The 19,800-nt window shown below is 71.9% G+C and carries 19 protein-coding genes; 12 read left to right on the top strand and 7 right to left on the bottom strand.

The annotated features are described in order from the left end of the window. Positions 1–48 precede the first annotated feature (48 nt). Positions 49–567, bottom strand: coding sequence for a DUF3515 domain-containing protein (locus ACWGKT_RS33555; RefSeq protein ID WP_453276607.1), 519 nt, complete (start codon positions 565–567; stop codon positions 49–51). Between the two features lie 20 nt (positions 568–587). Further along, a complete protein-coding gene (locus ACWGKT_RS33550) occupies positions 588–821 on the bottom strand; it encodes an Lrp/AsnC family transcriptional regulator (protein WP_020121007.1) in 234 nt (77 codons plus the stop codon). A 206-nt stretch (positions 822–1,027) separates the two neighbouring features. Here ACWGKT_RS33550 and ACWGKT_RS33545 point away from each other — a divergent pair, with 206 nt between their 5' ends. Further along, on the top strand, positions 1,028–1,993 hold the full coding sequence (locus tag ACWGKT_RS33545; RefSeq protein ID WP_235454577.1) for a thiamine-phosphate kinase: 966 nt from the start codon (positions 1,028–1,030) through the stop codon (positions 1,991–1,993). Further along, on the top strand, positions 1,990–2,781 hold the full coding sequence (gene thiD / locus ACWGKT_RS33540; RefSeq protein WP_453276606.1) for a bifunctional hydroxymethylpyrimidine kinase/phosphomethylpyrimidine kinase: 792 nt from the start codon (positions 1,990–1,992) through the stop codon (positions 2,779–2,781). Before ACWGKT_RS33545 ends, thiD begins: the two co-directional genes overlap by 4 nt. A 163-nt stretch (positions 2,782–2,944) precedes the next feature. On the opposite strand, the gene rpmB is transcribed toward thiD, so the two are convergent. Then, positions 2,945–3,130 carry a 50S ribosomal protein L28 gene (gene rpmB / locus ACWGKT_RS33535; RefSeq protein ID WP_009190838.1) on the bottom strand — a complete coding sequence of 62 codons (186 nt, stop codon included), beginning with the start codon at positions 3,128–3,130 and terminating at the stop codon, positions 2,945–2,947. Positions 3,131–3,389: 259 nt separating this feature from the next. On the opposite strand from rpmB, the gene ACWGKT_RS33530 reads away from it, so the two are divergent. Beyond that, positions 3,390–5,099, top strand: a complete 1,710-nt coding sequence (locus ACWGKT_RS33530) for a DAK2 domain-containing protein (RefSeq protein WP_453276605.1) — start codon at positions 3,390–3,392, stop codon at positions 5,097–5,099. A gap of 37 nt (positions 5,100–5,136) precedes the next feature. Here ACWGKT_RS33530 and ACWGKT_RS33525 read toward each other — a convergent pair whose 3' ends face one another. Together ACWGKT_RS33525 and ACWGKT_RS33520 are read right to left on the bottom strand one after the other, a co-directional pair. After that, positions 5,137–8,067, bottom strand: coding sequence for a tetratricopeptide repeat protein (locus ACWGKT_RS33525; RefSeq protein WP_453276604.1), 2,931 nt, complete (start codon positions 8,065–8,067; stop codon positions 5,137–5,139). Then, the gene (locus tag ACWGKT_RS33520; RefSeq protein WP_453276603.1) at positions 8,064–9,893 is read right to left on the bottom strand and encodes an HSP90 family protein; all 1,830 of its coding nucleotides are present in this window, start codon (positions 9,891–9,893) and stop codon (positions 8,064–8,066) included. The genes ACWGKT_RS33525 and ACWGKT_RS33520 overlap by 4 nt, the downstream gene beginning before the upstream one ends. A 167-nt stretch (positions 9,894–10,060) precedes the next feature. On the opposite strand from ACWGKT_RS33520, the gene ACWGKT_RS33515 reads away from it, so the two are divergent. The 8 genes from ACWGKT_RS33515 (at position 10,061) to mutM (ending at position 18,432) form a co-directional block, all read left to right on the top strand. Beyond that, positions 10,061–13,282, top strand: a complete 3,222-nt coding sequence (locus ACWGKT_RS33515; protein WP_453276602.1) for a helicase-related protein — start codon at positions 10,061–10,063, stop codon at positions 13,280–13,282. 85 nt (positions 13,283–13,367) lie between these two features. After that, the gene (gene rsmD / locus ACWGKT_RS33510; RefSeq protein ID WP_235454583.1) at positions 13,368–13,955 is read left to right on the top strand and encodes a 16S rRNA (guanine(966)-N(2))-methyltransferase RsmD; all 588 of its coding nucleotides are present in this window, start codon (positions 13,368–13,370) and stop codon (positions 13,953–13,955) included. Between the two features lie 26 nt (positions 13,956–13,981). After that, positions 13,982–14,461 (top strand): pantetheine-phosphate adenylyltransferase, encoded by a 480-nt coding sequence (gene coaD / locus ACWGKT_RS33505; RefSeq protein ID WP_356146972.1) that lies wholly within the window; start codon positions 13,982–13,984, stop codon positions 14,459–14,461. 98 nt (positions 14,462–14,559) lie between these two features. Continuing rightward, complete coding sequence (locus ACWGKT_RS33500) at positions 14,560–15,663, top strand: cell division initiation protein (RefSeq protein WP_453276601.1); 1,104 nt, start codon at positions 14,560–14,562, stop codon at positions 15,661–15,663. A gap of 157 nt (positions 15,664–15,820) precedes the next feature. Next, on the top strand, positions 15,821–16,474 hold the full coding sequence (locus ACWGKT_RS33495) for a YceD family protein (RefSeq protein WP_453276600.1): 654 nt from the start codon (positions 15,821–15,823) through the stop codon (positions 16,472–16,474). Between the two features lie 2 nt (positions 16,475–16,476). Next, complete coding sequence (gene rpmF / locus ACWGKT_RS33490) at positions 16,477–16,650, top strand: 50S ribosomal protein L32 (RefSeq protein ID WP_007493396.1); 174 nt, start codon at positions 16,477–16,479, stop codon at positions 16,648–16,650. An 8-nt stretch (positions 16,651–16,658) separates the two neighbouring features. Further along, a complete protein-coding gene (rnc, locus tag ACWGKT_RS33485; protein ID WP_356146976.1) occupies positions 16,659–17,486 on the top strand; it encodes a ribonuclease III in 828 nt (275 codons plus the stop codon). A gap of 85 nt (positions 17,487–17,571) precedes the next feature. Further along, positions 17,572–18,432, top strand: coding sequence for a bifunctional DNA-formamidopyrimidine glycosylase/DNA-(apurinic or apyrimidinic site) lyase (mutM, locus tag ACWGKT_RS33480; RefSeq protein WP_453276599.1), 861 nt, complete (start codon positions 17,572–17,574; stop codon positions 18,430–18,432). Here the strand turns inward: mutM and ACWGKT_RS33475 are convergent. Next, positions 18,405–18,806 (bottom strand): winged helix-turn-helix transcriptional regulator, encoded by a 402-nt coding sequence (locus ACWGKT_RS33475; protein ID WP_453276598.1) that lies wholly within the window; start codon positions 18,804–18,806, stop codon positions 18,405–18,407. The two genes, mutM and ACWGKT_RS33475, sit on opposite strands and share 28 nt — an antisense overlap. 134 nt (positions 18,807–18,940) lie before the next feature. On the opposite strand from ACWGKT_RS33475, the gene ACWGKT_RS33470 reads away from it, so the two are divergent. Further along, positions 18,941–19,528 carry a flavodoxin family protein gene (locus ACWGKT_RS33470; protein ID WP_356146984.1) on the top strand — a complete coding sequence of 196 codons (588 nt, stop codon included), beginning with the start codon at positions 18,941–18,943 and terminating at the stop codon, positions 19,526–19,528. Positions 19,529–19,600: 72 nt separating this feature from the next. Here the strand turns inward: ACWGKT_RS33470 and ACWGKT_RS33465 are convergent, their stop codons facing one another. Next, the gene (locus ACWGKT_RS33465) at positions 19,601–19,765 is read right to left on the bottom strand and encodes a hypothetical protein (protein WP_453276597.1); all 165 of its coding nucleotides are present in this window, start codon (positions 19,763–19,765) and stop codon (positions 19,601–19,603) included. Positions 19,766–19,800: the final 35 nt, after the last annotated feature.

Below are 19,800 nucleotides of genomic sequence, written 5' to 3'. Positions count from 1 at the left end.
TGGTCGCGCAGTTCCCCGCACCGGCCCCGGGCGCCGGGCGGGCGGCCGTCAGGTCATGGAGGCGATCCCCTTGGGGATCGCCTTCTTCACAGCCGCCGCCAGGTCGATGAGCACCTGGGCGCCGTCGTCCTGTTGCGACATCCCGTCCGGCAGGCTCACCTGCACATACGTCTCGCGCTCGGCCGTGGTGAACCGCCACGTCCCGTCGTCCAGCTTCTCCATCAGCCAGTCCACGCCGTTGACCCCGCCGCCTATCGCGTCGGGGTCTTCGCCACGGGCGACTTCGGGGTCGATCATCTTCGGCGGCCGGGTGATTCCGCAGCGCAGTATGATCGCCGGGCTTCCCCAGCCCGCCGTGAAGGCGGACCGGGGCTCGGGGTCGTTGCGCTTGCGTCCGTCGACCGTCCGCGGCAGCACCTCGTGCAGGGCCCGGCACTGCGCGGCCGTCTTCGCGTCGGGGCTGGGAACCGCGACGGTGGCACTGTCGTCTGCTGATGAGCAGCCCGCGACGCCGATGAGCAGGGCGAGCGCGGGCACGCCGATCGGCCGGTGACGGAAGATGTTCACCGGCCAAGGGTAGACGGGGGCTACAGATGGACGACCGGGCAGGTCAGGGTGCGGGTGATGCCGTCCACCTGCTGGACCTTGGCCACCACCAGGCGGCCGAGGTCGTCGACGGTGTCGGCCTGTGCGCGCACGATGACGTCATACGGTCCTGTCACGTCCTCGGCCTGGATGACTCCAGGGATCTTGCTGATCGTCTCGGCGACGGTCGACGCTTTGCCGACCTCCGTCTGGATCAGGATGTACGCCTGTACCACGGAACCTCCAGGGCGGCCACGAGGATCATGTGGGGAAAAGGAACGCCACGGTATCGCGTCGCCGCTCGCCGCGGGGAGACCTGCGGAGACCGAGGCTTGCGCGCCGGGGTGCGGGTACGACAGAAGTTGACGGTCATCTCGACCGTAATGGGGGCGAGAATGGCGCGCGAGCGGGTACGGACAGGCGACGAAGGGGCGATAGGGCAATGAAGGGCACTGTTGGTGAGCTAGGGGAATTCGGGCTCATCAGGGAGCTCACCTCCCGTCTCACCACCACCCCGGCGGTCCGGGTCGGCCCCGGCGACGACGCCGCGGTGGTCGCCGCGCCCGACCGCCGGGTGGTGGCGAGCACCGACATCCTGCTGGAGGGGCGGCACTTCCGCCGCGACTGGTCCACGGCGTACGACGTGGGGCGCAAGGCGGCCGCGCAGAACCTCGCGGACATCGCCGCCATGGGCGCCGTACCGACCGCGCTGCTGCTCGGCCTGGTCGTCCCCGCCGAACTCCCGGTCACCTGGCCCACCGAGCTGATGGACGGCCTGCGCGACGAGTGCCAGGTGGCGGGCGCCTCGGTGGTCGGCGGGGACGTCGTACGGGGCGACACGATCATGGTGTCGATCACCGCGCTCGGCGATCTGCGCAACCAGGAGCCGGTGACCCGGGCCGGCGCGCAGCCCGGCGACCTCGTCGCGGTGACGGGCTGGCTGGGCTGGTCCGCGGCCGGTTACGCGGTGCTGTCCCGGGGCTTCCGCTCGCCGCGCGCGTTCGTCGAGGCCCACCGGCGCCCCGAACCGCCGTACCACGCGGGTCCGGCCGCCGCCGGGCTCGGCGCGACCGCGATGTGCGACGTGAGCGACGGACTGATCGCCGACCTCGGGCACATCGCCGAGGCCAGCAAGGTCCGTATCGACATCCGCTCCGGCGCGATCGACATCCCGTCGCAGATGAACGACATCGGCCAGGCCGTCGGCGTCGACCCCATCCAGTGGGTGCTGACCGGGGGAGAGGACCACGCGATCGTGGCGACCTTCCCGCCGGACGTGAAGCTGCCGGCCCGCTGGAAGGTCATCGGCGAGGTCCTCAACCCCTCGGCGCTGCCCCAGGTGACGGTCGACGGGGCCCCGTGGACCAGCAAGGGCGGCTGGGACCACTTCGGGGACATCGAGTCGTGAGCGCCCCGCCCAGGGTCCTCACCGTGGCCGGCTCCGACTCCGGGGGCGGCGCGGGCGTCCAGGCCGACCTGAAGACGATGCTGGCGCTCGGCGTGCACGGCATGAGCGTGATCACGGCGGTGACCGCGCAGAACTCGCTCGGCGTGCAGGGCGCCTGGGAGCTGCCGGTGGAGGCGGTGCGGGCCCAGTACCGCAGCGTCGTGGACGACATCGGCGTCCAGGCCGTGAAGACCGGCATGCTGGCTTCGGCGGAACTCGTCGAGGCGGTGGCCGAATTGATCACCGGCACACACGCCCCGGCGGTCGTGGACCCGGTGGGCATCTCCAAGCACGGCGACTCGCTGCTGGCCGCCTCAGCGCTGGAATCGGTGCGCACGAAACTGCTGCCGGCGGCGACCGTGGCCACCCCGAACCTCGACGAGGTGACCCAACTCACGGGCCTGCGGGTCGAGTCGGAGGAGGGGCTGCGGGAGGCGGCCGCGGCCGTCCTGGAGTACGGCCCGCGGTGGGTGTTGATCAAGGGCGGGCATCTGCCCGGGGACGCCGTCGACCTGCTGACCGACGGCTCCGAGGAGCACTGGCTGCGGTCACCCCGGCACGACAACCGGCACACACACGGCACGGGCTGCACGCTCGCCTCCGCGATCGCGGCCGGGCTGGCGAAGGGCCGGACGGTGCCGGCGGCGGTGGGGGCGGCCAAGGAGTACGTCACCGGGGCCATCGCGGCCGGCTTCGCGCTGGGCGCCGGGATCGGGCCGGTGGATCACGCCTGGCGGCTGCGGGCCTGATCCGCGGGGACGGCGAAGGCGAGGACGGCCGACGCGAGGACGGCCGACGCGGGGACGGCCGACGCGGGGACGATCGACGCGGGGACGGCAAAAAGCCGGCCCACCCTCAGGTGGACCGGCTCCATGCAGCGAACCAGCAGTGGCCGCGCGCTCAGCGTTTGCGTCAGCGCGAGACCTTGCCGGCCTTGATGCACGAGGTGCAAGCGTTCACGCGCTTCGGCGTCCCGCCGACCACGGTACGCACACGCTGGATGTTCGGGTTCCAGCGGCGGGACGTACGGCGGTGCGAAAACGAGATGTTGTTGCCGAAGCCCGGCCCCTTGCCGCAGACGTCGCAGTTGGCAGCCACGGGTCACTCCAAAGACTTCAGATGCACTTACGGTTGATCCCGGCATGCCGGGATCGAGATCCTAGGATCTGAGATCTTGAGTGGCGTTGCCAGGGGGAATGGCCCGATCGGGATCGGGCAACCGGAGCAGCATACAACGACTGCGTCCGTACAACGAAACTACCATGGCAGCTCAGGCCCCCGCCCCAGGCCCTCCTCCGGCGCGCACCGACCCGGGGTCTACGCTGCGTCCCACGTCCAGCAGCTCAGGGAGGCGCAGGTGGCGCAGGTGCCGCAGACATTCTTCGATGCTCTCGCGGTGCGCACCTGGTGCGGTCTCGCACTCCGGGCGCTGGGGCAGGCGCGCGAGGAGATCGACGCGATCAACGTGTACCCGGTGGCCGACGGCGACACCGGCACGAACCTCTATCTGACACTGGAGTCCGCCGTGGCGGCGGTCGAGGCCGTGTTCGCCGGGTACGAGGCGGGTCCCGCGCAGGGCACGGGACCGTCCCTGGCCGACGCCGTGCACGCCATGGCCCACGGGGCCCTCATCGGGGCACGCGGCAACTCCGGCACCATCCTCGCCCAGCTGCTGCGCGGCATGACCCAGGTGCTCACCGCCGACGGCACGACCGCCCACACCGACGGACCGGGACTGCGGCTGGCCCTGCGGCACGCGGCCGACTCCGCCCGCCAGGCCGTGGCCCACCCCGTCGAGGGCACGGTGCTGTCCGTCGCCTCGGCCGCCGCCGACGCGGCCGAGGGCGCCGAGGGAGACTGCGGAACGGTCGCGCGCGCGGCCTACGAGGGGGCGCGCACCGCGCTCGCGGCGACTCCGGGGCAGCTGGCCGTCCTGGAGCGGGCCGGAGTGGTCGACGCCGGCGGGCGGGGCCTGGTGGCGGTGCTGGCGGCCCTGGTGGAGACGTTCACGGGGGAGGCGCCGACGGGGGTGCGGTCGACGGCGCCCGCGTACGGAGGGCACTCGGAGGCCCTCGCGGAGGCCCCCGCGCGCGGGGCGGCCGCCGCCCCGGAGGCGCCCGGGTGCGACGACGGGCCGGCGGAGGGCGGGCCCGCCTTCGAGGTCATCTATCTGCTGGAGGCCGAGGACACCGCCGTGGCACGGCTGCGCGAGCGGCTCGACGGCCTCGGCGACTCCCTGGTCGTGGTCGGCGGCGACGGACTGTGGAACGTCCATGTGCACGTCGACGACGCGGGCGCCGCCGTGGAGGCGGGCGTCGAGGCCGGGCGGCCGTACCGGATCAGGATCACCCACTTCGGGCTCGGCGACGCGCACACCGGCCGCGAGCGGCCGCCCCGCGAGCGGGCCCAGCGCGCCGTCGTGGCCGTCGTACCCGGCGAGGGCCTGGCCGGGCTGTACACCGAGGCCGGCGCCACCACCGTGCTCGCGCGCCCCGGGGAGCCGCCCGCCAGCGGGGAGCTTGTCCAGGCCGTACGGCGCGCCCACGCGCGCGAGGTGGTGCTGCTGCCCAACGACGCGGAGCTGCGCCACACCGCGGCCGCGGCCGCGGAGCAGGCGCGCGCGGAGGGGATCCGCGTCGCTCTCATCCCGACCCGCTCGGCGGTCCAGGGGATCGCCGCGCTCGCCGTGCACGCGCCGGAGCGCCGCTTCGACGAGGACGTCGTCCAGATGACCTCCGCGGCGGGCGCCACCCGCCACGCGGAGGTCGTCGTCGCCGAACGCCAGTCCTGGACCATGGCCGGCATCTGCCAGGCCGGGGACGTCCTAGGCCTCATCGACGGCGATGTGGCCGTGATCGGCTCGGACGTCACGGCCACCGCCGAGACCGTCCTGGACCGGATGCTCCAGGCCGGCGGCGAACTGGTCACCCTCGTCCTGGGCGACGAGGCGCCCGAGGAGATCGCCGGCCGCCTGGAGACACGGGTCAGGGAGTCCTACCTCGCCGTCGACACCGTCGTCTACCGGGGCGGACGGCAGGGAGCACTGCTGCTCATCGGCGTGGAGTGATCCCCTCCCGCGGGAGGGGGCACCCGGCGCCCGTCCCTCACCCCCGGCGGGCCTCCGGGAGGTCGGGCAGGTCCAGCATCTGGTGCGCCTCGGCCCGTCGCGCCCGCACCGCCTCGTCCGTGCCGTCGGCGCCCTCGTAGGCCGCGAGCACCGCACGCGCGCGTGCGGCCGCGTCGGCCGGGCGGCCCAGGTCGGCCTCCAGCCAGCCGGCGGCGAGCTCGGCACCCGTGCGGCTGTGCAGGCCCTCCTCGCCCAGCGAGCCGAACACGGCGCTCGCCCGCACCGCCTGGGCCAGCGCCTCCTCGAACGCGGCCCGGATCGCGGTGTCCTCGGCCTCCTCGGACGCCGAGCGGGCCACCAGGTCGGCGAACTGGCGATGGGTGTGACCCAGTTCGGCGGTGAGCGACTCGCGCGCCTCCGCGTCGTCCACCGTCTCCAGGGCCGCCTCGCACTCGCCGACCGCGTCCGCCATCAGGTCCCGGGCCCGGTCGGGCCCGGCCCCCGAGCGCAGCGCCAGCCACGCGCGGGCCCGCAGGCTGCGGACCAGGCCGTGGACGTTGCCGAGGGAACGCCACAGGTCGCCCGCGCGCGCGTAGGCCTGGTCCGCCTCGGCGGGCAGCCCCGCCTGGCCGAGGGACTCGGCGGCGAGGTGGGCCAGCGTGGCGTGGTCCTGCTGCTCGGGCCAGTTCCGGGCGATCTCGGCCGCCTGGAGCCGGCGTTCGGCCGCCGCGCGGTGCTCGCCGAGCTCACTGAGACAGTCGCCGAGCCACCACTGCGTCTGCACGATCGCGCCGTCGCCGTGCGTCTCGGCACTCAGGTCGGGCAGCGCCGACTCCAGCACCTCGGCGGCCTCCGGGTAGCGCCCCTGCCGCAGCAGGAAGCCGCCCAGCTGATGCCGAGCCCAGGAGCCCAGGGTCGTGCTCTCGCCCGCCTCGTCGGCCCAGTGCGCCGCCTCCAGGGCGTGCTCCGCCGCCTCCCGCACCTCGCCCAGGCCCCCGACGACCTCGGCGAGCTGGAGGTGCAGCTGGGCCCGCCCCGTCGCCTCCAGGAACGGCCCGCCGTGCTCCAGGGACGCGCGCAGCGCCCGCTCCGCCTCCGCCATGTCGCCGAGCTGGTGGGCGAGAGCGGCCACCCGCACCTCGTACTCCACCGCGAACCACGGCAGCCCGCCTTCCACGAACTCCCGCGCGGCGCGCCGGAACAGCCTCGCCGCGGCCTCGGCGTCCCCGGTGAGCTCCGCCAGCTCCGCGAGCATCGCCTGCCCCTCGGCGGCCCGGGACGCCAGCCGCACGTCGCCGCCGGTGTGCCCGTGGACCAGCGCCAAAAGCTCCCGTACGGCCCGCTCGGCGTCCGGCAGGGTGTGCTCCCCGTGCTCGTGCGCCCGCCGCATCAGGATCCGGGCCCGCCCCATCAGCACGGACGCGGTCTGCCGTACGCCGGTGCCGTCCTCCGCGTACAGCGCGAGGGCCTGGTCGTAGGGCTCGGCGACCGCCGCGAGCGCCTCGTCGACGTGACCCGACAGGGCGCGTACGTAGGCCGCACGCGTGCGTGCCGCCAGCGCCTCTCCGGGGTCGCCCCCCTCCGCGTAGAGCTCGGCCGCCCGCTCGAACAGGCCGATGCCGTCGGGTCCGCGGTCCATGGCCTCGTGGTCGGCGATCTCCGCGCGGTCCAGCGCGTCCAGTTCGACCCCCTCGGTGGCCCGGGCGACCGCCGCCCACGCCTCGATGGCGTTCGGCCGGAGGGTGTCCGACAGCCGCCGGGCCTCGGCGATCAGCGCCGGCACGTCCGGTTCCTCCTCGGGGCCGGCGACCGCGGCGGCCGGGGGCGCCGCGGGGGTGCGCACGGTGACCGTCCGCACGCCCAGCGGCAGCCGCTCCACCGGCGGACGCTGCTCCATGCGCGCGCGGGCCCGCTCACCGATGTACGGGGTGCCGTTGCGCCGGTCGAACTGCCCCGCCAGGTCCAGGGCCTCGGCGCGCGCGTGGGCGGCGAGTTCCGCCGCGGTCCACGCCCGCCCCGCGGGACCGGGCACCCGCTGCCCGCCCAGCCCCAGGGCGGTCAGGCGGTCCATCAGCAGGGACACGACGGTCATGAAGTCCAGCCGGCTGCGCGGCTGTCCCGCGTCCGTGAAGTAGGCCGGCCGCTCCGCGAGCAGCTCCAGGCCGCGCGCCTCGTTGCCGGTCAGCGCGCAGAACTCCACGTGGTCCGCGTACGCGCCGCGCATGCTCTCCATGGGCCGCACCAGCCGCAGGCCGCGCAGGTGGTGCGCGCGCGCCTCGTCCGTGCGGCCCAGCCGCAGCAGCGGCGTCAGGGAGGAGGCGAGCACGCTGTGCGGCTCGTGGGCGCAGGTGTACTCGCCCTCCAGGACCGGCCGCCACAGCTCCAGCGCCTCGGCGTCCCGGCCCCGGGTCACCTGCCAGATGCCCTGCCCGTGCAGCTCGCAGGCGTGGCAGTCGGCCATCCGGTCCCGGTCGGCGGCCAGCCAGGCGCCGTACGCCCGCTCCGCGCGGTCCAGGTCCCCGATGTGCGCGGCCACGTTGAACTCGGCGCTGCGCACGGCCCGTTCGGAGTGCCCGGCCAGCCGGTAGCGGTGCTCCATCTCGCCGAGCCACTTCTCGATCGAGGCGAGCGGGATGTGCGGCTGGTCCAGCATGCCCGAGGACATCCACTTGAAGACCCAGTGCAGCGAGTGGGTCTCGTACTCGTCGAAGTCCTCCGGGCGTTCGTCCCACATGCGCAGCAGCCGCGCGAACGGGACGAACATCTTGTCCTTCTCGGAGCTGTAGTTGTAGACCTTCAGCTGGTGCCCGAGCGCCTCGATCACGGCGAGCGGGATGTTCAGCCGCTCGGCGTCGGCGAGCAGTTGCTCCGCGCGCGCGTTGCGTGCCGGGCCCTCCGGCTGCTCCCCGTTCTCCGCCATCGCCCGGCGCAGCGCGTCGAAGTCGGTGATCCCGCTGTCTTCGGTCATCGGCGACCGTCCTCCCCGTGAGTGGCCCATTCCAGGAGGCCGATGAACGCGCGGTTGAGCAGCGCCGAGTCGGCGGGCCGCAGCGGCCGCTGGGCCATCAGCAGCGCCTGTCCGTACAGCGACTCCGTGGCGGTGCCGATCAGCTCCGGGTCCTTCAGGGAGCTGATCCGCCGGATCAACGGATTGAGGTGGTTGAGCACCAGACGCGCGCGCGGGGCGCTGCCGCGCAGCGAGCCGAGGATGCCCGCCCACAGGTCGTCGGCCTGCTCCTCGGCCTCCGCGCGGGCCTGCTCGTGCCGGGCGCCCCGGTCGTCCAGGTGCAGCGCGGGCACGGACAGCGGGTGGAAGGCGCGCAGGACGACGTCACAGCCCAGGGGGTCGAGCTTGGCCCGCGCGGCCGCCAGGAAACCGGACAGCGCCAGCTCCTCGGCCGGGTCGACCGCGTCCAGGTGCGCGGTCACGGTGTCCGCGTCCAGCTCGGCGACCACCGTGCCCGGGCGCACCGACGGCAGCGCCTCGACCAGCTCGCTGTCGTACGTGTAACCGCCGTTGATCACCCCGATGCCCTGCGCGGAGGCGATCGGCGCGACCTGCCGGTACTCCTCGACGGTCCGGGTGAAGTGCACCACCGGGTGCCGCTGCGCGAACTCCTCCAGGGACAGCCGTCCGTCGGTCGTCTCGAAGGGCAGCCACGGCAGCATCGTGCGCAGCATCTCCGGATCGTGCCGGGCGAGGGACTTCACTCCCAGGTGGTGCACCGCCAGGAACGCGGACAGCCGGTCGGGGTCGCCGGCCGCCAGTGCGGTCAGCCAGGACCGAATCCTTTCGCCGAGCGCCTCCCGTACGGCGGCGAGGGTCTCGTCCTCGTACAGCGACTCGCGCGAGGCCGTGGGCCGCAGGCTGTCCGTGTCCAGGACGCAGCGCACGAAGAACGCCCAGTCCGGCAGCAGCTGTTCGGCCCGCTCGGTCAGCAGCATGCCCTTCAGGTGCACCCGGTGGGTCGCCCGCTGGGCCGGGCTGACCGCCGCGGGCAGCACGTACGCCACCCCGCGGATCCCGGCCAGCGGCACGTTCAGCTCGATCGAGTCCAGCGGAGTGAACCCGAACAGCTCGCGACAGTGCCGGGCCAGCGCCACCCGGCGGGTGGCGGGGGAGGGATACGCGCGGTCCCAGGGCGCGGGCAGGTCGGTGACCGCCTCGTCGCCGACGCGGACGTCGTAGGGCAGCAGCGCACCGAAGTCCCGGGCCAGGGCGAGCACGCGCTCGGGCGAGAGCCACTCGGCCGACCCGGCGCGCGCCTCCAGGTGCACGGTGGTGCCGGGTTCGGGGCGCGCCTCGTGGGGCAGCGTCCGCACGGTGTACGAGCCGTCGTCGCGGGCCGTCCACTCCACGGGCGGGGCATCGGGCGTACGGGCGCTGCGGCTGACGACCCGGATCCGCTCGGCGACCACGAAACAGGCCAGCAGGCCGATGCCGAACTGGCCGAGGAAGTCGGAGCGGGCCTGCTGCAGCCCCTCCGCGCGCTTGGAGCTGCGGCCGATGGTCGCCAGCAGACTGTGCACGTCCGACTCGGTGAGTCCGACGCCGGTGTCCTCCACCCGCAGCGCACCGCCGTCGGCGTACAGCCGCACCCGCGCCGGGGCGTCCGGCTGCCCGGCGCGCCGGGCCGTGATGGCGTCCACCGCGTTCTGCAGCAGCTCGCGCAGATAGACCTTGGGACTGGAGTACAGGTGATGGGACAGCAGGTCCACCAGACCGCGCAGGTCGACCTGGAACGTGTGAGGTGACTGGGATGCCTGGGATGACTGTGAGGTCTGGGAGTCCATCGTCGCAGCGCCGGTGGGGGGATTTCGCGACGGCGCGGGGTCGGGCGGTCCCGTGTGAGGCGGTGACCGCGGGGGATGGCCGGAGCGCGCCATCCTAGAGCCCCAACAGCCCGTCTGACCAGGGGTTTCCCGGTATGTATACGGCAATGTCAGTGACGTGGTGTGCAATGGATCTCGTGCCCGCACTGGAAGAACCACTGAAACAACCACTGAAGTCAGTGCTCGGCCCCGCCACCGCGAAGGTGATGGCCGAGCACCTCGGCCTGCACACCGTCGGCGACCTCCTGCACCACTACCCGCGCAGGTACGAGGAGCGCGGGCAGCTCACGCACCTGGCCGATCTGCCCATGGACGAGCACGTCACGGTGGTCGCCCAGGTCGCCGACGCCCGCCTGCACTCGTTCGCCTCCTCCAAGGCGCCCCGGGGCAAGGGCCAGCGCCTGGAGGTGACCATCACCGACGGCAGCGGCCGCCTCCAACTGGTCTTCTTCGGCAACGGCGTTCACAAGCCCCACAAGGAGCTCCTGCCGGGCACGCGCGCGATGTTCGCGGGCAAGGTCTCCGTGTTCAACCGCCGCCTGCAACTGGCACACCCGGCGTACGAGTTGCTGCGGGGCGACAGCGACGAGACGGTGGAGAGCTGGGCCGGCGCCCTCATCCCGCTCTACCCGGCGACCGCCAAGCTGGAGTCCTGGAAGATCGGCAAGGCGGTCCAGACCGTCCTGCCCAGCGCCCAGGAGGCCGTCGACCCGCTGCCCGAGTCCCTGCGCGAGGGCCGCGGCCTGGTCTCCCTGCCCGAGGCCCTCCTCAAGATCCACCGCCCGCACACCAAGGCGGACATCGAGGATGCCCGCGCCCGCCTCAAGTGGGACGAGGCCTTCGTCCTCCAGGTCGCCCTCGCCCGCCGCCGCCACACCGACGCCCAGCTCCCGGCGGTGCCGAGGAAGCCCAGCCCGCACGGCCTGCTCACGGCTTTCGACGACCGCCTCCCCTTCACCCTCACCGACGGCCAGCGAAAGGTCTCCAAGGAGATCTTCGACGACCTGGCCACCGCCCATCCCATGCACCGGCTGCTGCAGGGGGAGGTGGGCTCCGGAAAGGCTCAGCCTCTCGACTCGCTCGTGCTGACACCCGTGGGCTTCCGGCGTATGGGGGATTTGCGGGAGGCGGACGAAGTCGTCGTGCCGGACGGCGGGATCGCACGGATCGACGGAGTCTTTCCGCAAGGAGAGCGCGATGTCTGGCGCCTGGTTCTTTCCGACGGAAGTTCTGTCGAGTGCGACGACGAGCATCTCTGGATCGTGGGTACGAGCCGTGGGTGGCACCGTTCTCAGGCACCCAAGATCATGACGACCCGGGAGATTCGTCTCGACACGTTCAAGGCGAACGGAGATTCGAAGTGGTATCTCCCGGTGGCCACTCCGGTCGACCTGGGAGACGATTGTGGACTGCCCCTCGATCCGTATCTGTTCGGTCTCCTGTTGGGAGACGGTTCATTTCGCCACAACCTGCGTCTGGCCACCATCGATGACGAGATCCGTGTCGCTGTGGCGGCAGCGGTGGCACCCGAGTGTGGCCTGATCCCGGTCAAGGGGTCCCATGGTGACTACACGATCCAGCTTGTGGAACGTGCCGGAGGCGCGCGCAATCCTGTGATTCAAATCCTGCGTGATCTGAATCTGTGGGGTGTGACGTCGCACGAGAAATTCGTCCCCGACGAGTTCAAGAACACCTCGATCAAGAACCGTCTGGCTCTGCTCCAAGGGCTTATGGACACCGACGGCACAGTCCAGCCGGATGGCATGAGCATCTCGTTCTGCTCAGCCTCGCGCAGGCTCGCGGACGATGTCGCCTGGCTTGTGCGGTCACTGGGCGGTCGAGCGCGCGTTCTGCAGAAGAAGGCAGCCTTCGACGTCTCAGTGGCCATGCCTGGCGAGTACGCTCCGTTCAGGCTGACCCGCAAGGCCGATCGCGTACGGCCCAGGTCGAAATACAGCACGTTCCGGCGCGGAATTCGCGCGGTCGAGTATGTGGGACGGAAGCCCGTCCAGTGCATCAGCGTCGCCCACCCCAGCCATGCCTACGTCACCGACCACTTCACGGTGACCCACAACACGATGGTGGCGCTGCGCGCCATGCTCGCCGTCGTGGACGCCGGCGGGCAGGCCGCCATGCTCGCGCCCACCGAGGTGCTCGCCCAGCAGCACCACCGGTCGGTCGTCGAGATGATGGGCGAGCTCGCCGAGGGCGGGATGCTGGGCGGGGCCGAGCAGGCCACCAAGGTGGTGCTGCTCACCGGGTCGATGGGGGCGGCCGCGCGGCGGCAGGCGCTGCTCGATCTCGTCACCGGCGAGGCCGGGATCGTGATCGGCACGCACGCGCTGATCGAGGACAAGGTCCAGTTCCACGACCTGGGGCTGGTCGTGGTCGACGAGCAGCACCGGTTCGGGGTGGAGCAGCGCGACGCCCTGCGCGGCAAGGGCAAGCAGCCGCCGCACCTGCTCGTCATGACCGCCACGCCGATCCCGCGCACGGTCGCCATGACCGTCTTCGGCGATCTGGAGACCTCCGTCCTGGACCAGCTCCCGGCCGGCCGCTCACCGATCGCCAGCCATGTCGTCCCGGCCGCCGACAAGCCCCACTTCCTGGCCCGCGCCTGGGAGCGGGTGCGCGAGGAGGTGGAGAACGGGCACCAGGGGTACGTCGTCTGCCCCCGGATCGGGGACGAGGAGGTGGACCCGAAGAAGAAGTCGCCCGAGGACGAGGCCGAGAAGCGTCCCCCGCTCGCCGTCCTCGACGTGGCCGACCAACTGGCCAAGGGCCCGCTCGCCGGCCTGAAGGTGGAGGTGCTGCACGGCCGTATGCACCCGGACGACAAGGACGCCGTCATGCGCCGCTTCGCGGCCGGGGAGAGTGACGTCCTGGTCGCCACGACCGTGATCGAGGTCGGCGTGAACGTCCCGAACGCCACCGCGATGGTGATCATGGACGCCGACCGCTTCGGCGTCTCCCAGCTCCACCAGCTGCGCGGCCGCGTCGGCCGTGGCTGCGCCGCCGGTCTCTGCCTCCTGGTCACCGAGATGCCCGAGGCGAGCGCGGCCCGCCAGCGGCTCACCGCGGTCGCCTCCACCCTGGACGGCTTCGAGCTCTCCCGCATCGACCTCGAACAGCGCCGCGAGGGCGACGTCCTCGGCCAGGCCCAGTCCGGCGCCCGCTCCAGCCTGCGGGTGCTCGCCGTCATCGACGACGAGGAGGTCATCGCCGAGGCCCGCGAGGCGGCGGCGGCGGTGGTGGCGGCCGATCCGGAGCTGAGCCGGCTGCCGGGCCTGCGCACGGCCCTGGACGCCCTGTTGGACGAGGAGCGGGAGCAGTACCTGGAAAAGGGGTGAGCCATGACGGCCGTACGACGCGCGGCACCCCCCACTTTCGCCTGCCAGACTGGACCTGTCACCGCCCCACGACCAAGGACCCCACATGACCCGCGTGATCGCCGGCACGGCCGGCGGACGCCGCCTGGCCGTCCCGCCGGGAACCGGTACGCGTCCGACCTCCGACCGCGCGCGCGAAGGCCTCTTCTCCACCTGGCAGTCCCTGCTGGGCGGCCCGCTGGACGGCGAACGCGTCCTCGACCTGTACGCCGGCTCGGGCGCCGTCGGTCTGGAGGCCCTGTCCCGCGGCGCCGGCCACACCCTGCTCGTCGAGGCCGACGCCCGTGCCGCCCGCACGGTCCGGGACAACGTGCGCAGCATCGGCCTCCCCGGTGCCGAGGTCAGGGCGGGCAAGGCGGAACAGATCATTCGGACACCGGCGCCGGCCGAACCGTACGACATCGTCTTCCTCGACCCGCCGTACGCCGTCACCGACGACGATCTTCGCGAGATTCTGCTCACACTCCACACGGAGGGCTGGCTCGCGGAGGAAGCGCTCGTCACCGTGGAGCGCAGCACCAGAGGTGGCGAATTCCACTGGCCCGACGGCTTCGAAGGGCTCCGGGCCCGCCGTTACGGCGAGGGAACGTTTTGGTACGGTCGCGCCGCCTCTACGTGCGAAGACGCACGATGACCGGACCGGAGAGCGAGGGATCACAAGTGCGCCGCGCCGTATGTCCCGGGTCGTTCGACCCCATCACCAACGGACACCTCGACATCATCTCCCGCGCCTCCCGCCTCTACGACGAGGTCTACGTCGCGGTGATGATCAACAAGGCCAAGCGGGGTCTGTTCGAGGTCGACGAGCGGATCGACCTGATCCGCCAGGTCACCGCCGAGTTCGAGAACGTCCGGGTCGAGGCCTTCCACGGCCTCCTCGTCGACTTCTGCAAGCAGCGCGACATCCCCGCCATCGTCAAGGGTCTGCGCGCCGTCAGCGACTTCGACTACGAGCTGCAGATGGCCCAGATGAACAACGGCCTGTCGGGTGTCGAGACGCTCTTCGTGCCGACCAACCCCACCTACAGCTTCCTGTCCTCCTCGCTGGTCAAGGAGGTCGCGACGTGGGGCGGCGACGTCTCCCACCTGGTCCCGCCGGTGGTGCTCGAAGCGCTCACCAAGCGCCTCGGCAGGGACTGACCGGCTGACGCCCCGTCACCCGGTGTCGGACGGCCACCCCATGGACGTACAGTCGTCCCGTCCGTCTCCAACACAGCTGTAGAGAGTGGCGAGCACAGGTGGACGTGCAGAAGAAGCTCGACGAGATCGTGGACGCGGTCTCCGGTGCCCGGGGCATGCCCATGTCGGCGTCGTGCGTGGTCAACCGCGCCGACCTGCTCGCCCTGCTCGAAGAGGTGCGCCAGGCGCTGCCCGGCTCCCTCGCGCAGGCGCAGGAGCTGATCGGTGACCGTGAGCAGATGGTCGAGCAGGCCCGCCAGGAGGCCGAGCGGATCATCGGGCAGGCGCACGCCGAGCGCGGCTCGCTGATCTCCGACACCGAGGTCGCCCGCCGCTCGCAGGCCGAGGGCGACCGGATCCTCGCCGAGGCCCGCAAGGAGGCCGAGGACGTCCGCGCCGAGGCCGACGACTACGTCGACTCCAAGCTGGCCAACTTCGAGGTCGTCCTCACCAAGACCCTCGGCTCCGTCGGCCGCGGCCGCGAGAAGCTGCTCGGCACCGGCCCCGGTCTGGACGAGCAGGGCTACGAGGACGAGGACGCCCCCGAGCGCAGCCACGACCCGGAGACCCTGCGCCGCGACGCCGACGCCTACGTGGACGCCAAGCTGGGTGCCTTCGAGGCGGTCCTCGCCAAGACGCTGGAGGCCGTCGGCCGCGGCCGGCAGAAGCTGCACGGCCGCATCGCCACGGACGACCTCGGCGCCCTCGCCGACGACACGTCGACCTTCCAGCACTCCAGCGACGCCGACTACCTGGCCGACCTCGCCGCCCTCGCGGACACCCCGGCCGAGCGGCCCGCCGACCCCCGGCCCGCCGAGCCGCAGCCGGCCGCCGCCCAGTACGACCAGCAGCCCGCCTACGGCTACCAGCAGCAGGACCCGTACGCCGGCTTCCCACAGCAGCAGGGGTACGCCCAGCAGGACCCGTACGGCTACCAGCACGCCGATCCCTATTCCCCCACCTCCGGCTACGCTCCGGCGGGAGGTGCCCCCTTCCAGGGCTACGACGCCCAGCAGGCCGCCTACGACCCGAACCAGGTCCCGCAGCAGCCCCAGCAGGCCGCCCAGCAGCAGGGCTACGCCCTCGACGAGACCAGCCTCTTCGACACGAGCATGATCAGTGCGGAGCAGTTGCGGGCCTACGAACAGGGCCGCGGCCTGTAGTCAGGACACCGGTGCGGCCTGCGGCGACGTACCGGATTGGGCCGAGAGCGAAAGGTCCAGTATCCTGGCTCTTCGGTCGCGTGTACGTCCGCGATCTGCGCTGCCCCGGGACACCACAGGGCAGTGTCCCGCAGAGCGAAGAAGATCGAAAGCAGGAATGGCCTCCAACGCCCGCCTCGACCACCGAAACCCCTTCGTGTTCGACACACACGAGCTGGGGAGGCGTCCTGGTGCGCTGCAGCGGCTGACCCGCACGGTCGACGCCCCCAGGGACTTCGGTCTCCAGGGAGTCATCGAGGTGCCGGAGGGCGCCCCGGTGGAGCTCGACCTCCGCCTTGAGTCGGTCATGGAAGGTGTGCTCGTCACAGGCACCGCCCGTGCACAGGCCGAGGGGGAGTGCGTAAGGTGTCTGGAGCCGCTTCAGCTCGACGTCGAAGCGGACTTCCAGGAGATGTTCTCGTACCCTGACGCCGACGACCGGGGCCGCGTGAAGGCGGAACCGGCCGACGACGCCGAGGAAGACGAGGACAGGCTCCTTCTCGAGGACGGCCTGTTCGACCTCGAACCCGTGCTGCGGGACGCGGTGGTGCTCGCACTGCCGATGCAGCCGGTGTGCCAGGAAGACTGCCCGGGCCTGTGCTCCGAATGCGGGGCGCGGCTGGCTGACGACCCGGACCACCACCACGACGCCGTCGACATCCGTTGGGCGGCATTGCAGGGACTCGTCGGCACCATGTCGGACGGCGAGAAGGACGAGATGAGCGGCGACGGGCCTGAATCCGCGCGCGCCGCCGAGAAGCAGGAGAAGTAGCCGTGGCTGTTCCGAAGCGGAAGATGTCGCGCAGCAACACGCGCCACCGCCGGTCGCAGTGGAAGGCTGCGGTCCCCACCCTGGTTGCGTGCGAGCGCTGCCACGAGCCCAAGCTGCAGCACATCGCGTGCCCGTCTTGCGGCACCTACAACAAGCGCCAGGTCCTCGAAGTCTGAGCGGGCTGGTGAGAGGCACTGTGTCCAGTCCCAAGAAGGCGGAAGACGCCATGGCGGACGCACCCGCCAAGAAGAAGGCGGACAACACGGCCTCGTCCCACACGCTTCTGGAAGGGCGGCTCGGCTACCAGGTCGAGTCCGCCCTTCTGGTGCGAGCGCTGACCCACCGTTCCTACGCGTACGAGAACGGCGGTCTGCCGACGAACGAGCGGCTGGAGTTCCTCGGGGACTCCGTCCTCGGCCTCGTCGTCACGGACACGCTGTACCGCACCCACCCGGACCTGCCCGAAGGCCAGCTGGCCAAGCTGCGGGCCGCAGTGGTGAACTCGCGTGCGCTGGCGGAGGTCGGCCGCGGGCTCGACCTGGGCTCCTTCATCCGGCTGGGCCGCGGTGAAGAGGGCACGGGCGGCCGGGACAAGGCGTCCATCCTCGCCGACACCCTGGAAGCGGTGATCGGCGCGGTCTATCTCGATCAGGGCCTCGACTCGGCGTCCGAGCTGGTGCACCGGCTCTTCGACCCGCTGATCGAGAAGTCCTCGAACCTCGGAGCCGGCCTGGACTGGAAGACCAGTCTCCAGGAGCTCACCGCGACCGAGGGGCTCGGCGTGCCCGAGTACCTGGTCACGGAGACCGGCCCCGACCACGAGAAGACCTTCACTGCTGCCGCCCGCGTCGGAGGCGTCTCGTACGGCACCGGCACCGGCCGCAGCAAGAAGGAGGCGGAGCAACAGGCCGCCGAGTCCGCATGGCGGTCCATCCGGGCCGCGGCGGACGAGCGCGCCAAGGCGGCCAAGGAGGCCGCCGAGGACGACAGTCCGTCCTCCGCCTCCGCCTGAGCGAAACGGAAGAACAGCGCACCGAGCGCCCACCCCGGCCCCGGGGCGGGCGCTCGGCTCGTACACGGTAGTCACGGGGGTCCCGATGCCGGAGTTGCCCGAGGTCGAGGTCGTACGTCGCGGTCTGGAGCGGTGGGTCGCCCACCGTGCCGTCGCCGACGCCGAGGTCCTGCACCCGCGTGCGGTACGCCGTCACGAGGCGGGCGCGGACGACTTCACGCACCGTCTCAAGGGCCATCGGGTCGGCGTTCCCCGCCGTCGCGGCAAGTACCTGTGGCTGCCCCTGGAGGACACGAACCAGTCCGTCCTGGCCCACCTCGGGATGAGCGGTCAGCTGCTGGTCCAGCCGGCCTCGGCCCCCGACGAGAAGCACCTGCGCATCCGGGTCCGCTTCGCGGACGGCCTCGGTACCGAGCTGCGCTTCGTCGATCAGCGCACCTTCGGCGGCCTGTCGCTGCACGACAACACCCTCGACGGACTGCCCGACGTCATCGCGCACATCGCCCGCGACCCCCTCGACCCGCTGTTCGACGACGAGGCCTTCCACCAGGCGCTGCGCCGCAAGCGGACCACCATCAAACGGGCGCTGCTGGACCAGTCGTTGATCAGCGGCGTCGGCAACATCTACGCGGACGAGGCCCTTTGGCGCGCCCGCGTGCACTACGAGCGCCCGACCGCCGGCTACACCCGGCCGCGCACCGCCGAACTCCTCGGCCACGTGCGGGACGTGATGAACGCGGCCCTCGCCGTCGGCGGCACCAGCTTCGACAGCCTGTACGTCAACGTCAACGGCGAGTCCGGCTACTTCGACCGCTCACTGGACGCGTACGGCCGGGAGGGCCTGCCGTGCAAGAGGTGCGGCACGCCCATGCGCCGCCGCCCCTGGATGAACCGGTCCAGCTACTTCTGCCCGACGTGTCAGCGGGCGCCGCGCGTGTCGTCGTAACGCTCGCGGGACGCCAGTACGTCGTCCATGCGGCCCTCCACGAAGTGGATGAGGTCCAGCAGGCGTGCCGCGACCTCGCGGCCCAGGGGAGTCAGTTCGTAGTCCACGCGCGGCGGGTTGGTCGGCTGCGCCTCGCGGTGCACCAGACCGTCGCGCTCCAGCGCGTGCAGGGTCTGGGACAGCATCTTCTCGCTCACGCCGTCGACGCGGCGGCGCAGCTCGTTGAAGCGCATCGAGCCCTCGTACAGCGCGCCGAGCGTGAGACCGCCCCAGCGGCCGGTGACGTGCTCCAGGGTGCCGCGGGAGGGGCAGGCCTTGGCGAACACGTTGTACGGGAGGTCCTGCTCCTCGGAGCACGCCTGGGTGGTCGTCATACCGAGAGCGTACTCGAATGCAGCGCTCACCGGCGGGTTGCACTATCCAATAGTTAGTGCTTTCCTTCTATCAGTGCCGGTGAGCTGGTCATTCGCCCCGGCCGTCTTTCACGTCCCCCTGAGGAGTACTTGCTGTGACCACGCCTGTTGTCTCCATCGCCTACCACTCCGGCTACGGCCACACCGCCGTCCTCGCCGAGGCCGTCCGCGCGGGTGCCGCCGAGGCCGGTGCCGAGGTGCACCTGATCAAGGTCGACGAGATCACCGACGAGCAGTGGGCGGCGCTCGACGCCTCCGATGCGATCGTCTTCGGTTCGCCCACCTACATGGGCACCGCGTCCGGCGCCTTCCACGTGTTCGCCGAGGCGTCCTCGAAGCGCTGGTTCGGACAGGACTGGAAGGACAAGCTGGCCGCCGGCTTCACCAATTCCGGCTCCAAGAGCGGCGACAAGCTGCACACGCTTCAGTTCTTCCAGATCCTCGCCGCCCAGCACGGGATGAACTGGATCAACCTCGGACTGCACCCGGGTTGGAACAACAGCGAGGGCTCCGAGCACGACCTCAACCGCCTCGGCGTCTTCGCGGGCGCGGCCGCCCAGACCAACGTCGACCAGGGCCCGGACGCCGTCCACAAGGCCGACGTGGCGACGGCGGAGCACCTCGGGCGCCGCGTGGCCCAGACGGCGAGGGTGTTCCTCCAGGGGCGCGCGACGGCCGCCTGAACCTCTGGCAAGAGGCCTGTCCGAGCCCGGTGCCCGTCACCTTCGTCGCCCCGGCTCGGGTGCGTGACGCCGCTACTCGTGCTCGTGGCCGAGGACGTCGTACAGCCCGTGCTGGACGTAGCGGCGCACGGCGTCGCCGACATGAGGGTCGAGCAGGAGCCATTCCCGCGCGGCCGTCACCATCTGCCCCAGGGCGAGAGCTTCCTCGTGCGGCCTGAGTTCGACCCGGTCGGTCACCCCACAGGCGATAGATCCCGCCCGCGTTCCCGGGC

The organism is Streptomyces sp. NPDC054794, from assembly GCF_053611585.1.
Note: the sequence above shows the minus strand (reverse complement) of the source record. Positions and strands in the feature narration are given on the sequence as shown.

Excerpts from the sequence above, each read along its gene's own strand:
- ACWGKT_RS33545 (WP_235454577.1), top strand. The coding sequence starts at position 1,028 with ATGAAGGGCACTGTTGGTGAGCTAGGGGAATTCGGGCTCATCAGGGAG.
- ACWGKT_RS33525 (WP_453276604.1), bottom strand. The coding sequence starts at position 8,067 with ATGACCGAAGACAGCGGGATCACCGACTTCGACGCGCTGCGCCGGGCG.
- ACWGKT_RS33520 (WP_453276603.1), bottom strand. The coding sequence starts at position 9,893 with ATGGACTCCCAGACCTCACAGTCATCCCAGGCATCCCAGTCACCTCAC.
- ACWGKT_RS33515 (WP_453276602.1), top strand. The coding sequence starts at position 10,061 with ATGGATCTCGTGCCCGCACTGGAAGAACCACTGAAACAACCACTGAAG.
- rsmD (WP_235454583.1), top strand. The coding sequence starts at position 13,368 with ATGACCCGCGTGATCGCCGGCACGGCCGGCGGACGCCGCCTGGCCGTC.
- ACWGKT_RS33495 (WP_453276600.1), top strand. The coding sequence starts at position 15,821 with ATGGCCTCCAACGCCCGCCTCGACCACCGAAACCCCTTCGTGTTCGAC.
- mutM (WP_453276599.1), top strand. The coding sequence starts at position 17,572 with ATGCCGGAGTTGCCCGAGGTCGAGGTCGTACGTCGCGGTCTGGAGCGG.
- ACWGKT_RS33475 (WP_453276598.1), bottom strand. The coding sequence starts at position 18,806 with ATGACGACCACCCAGGCGTGCTCCGAGGAGCAGGACCTCCCGTACAAC.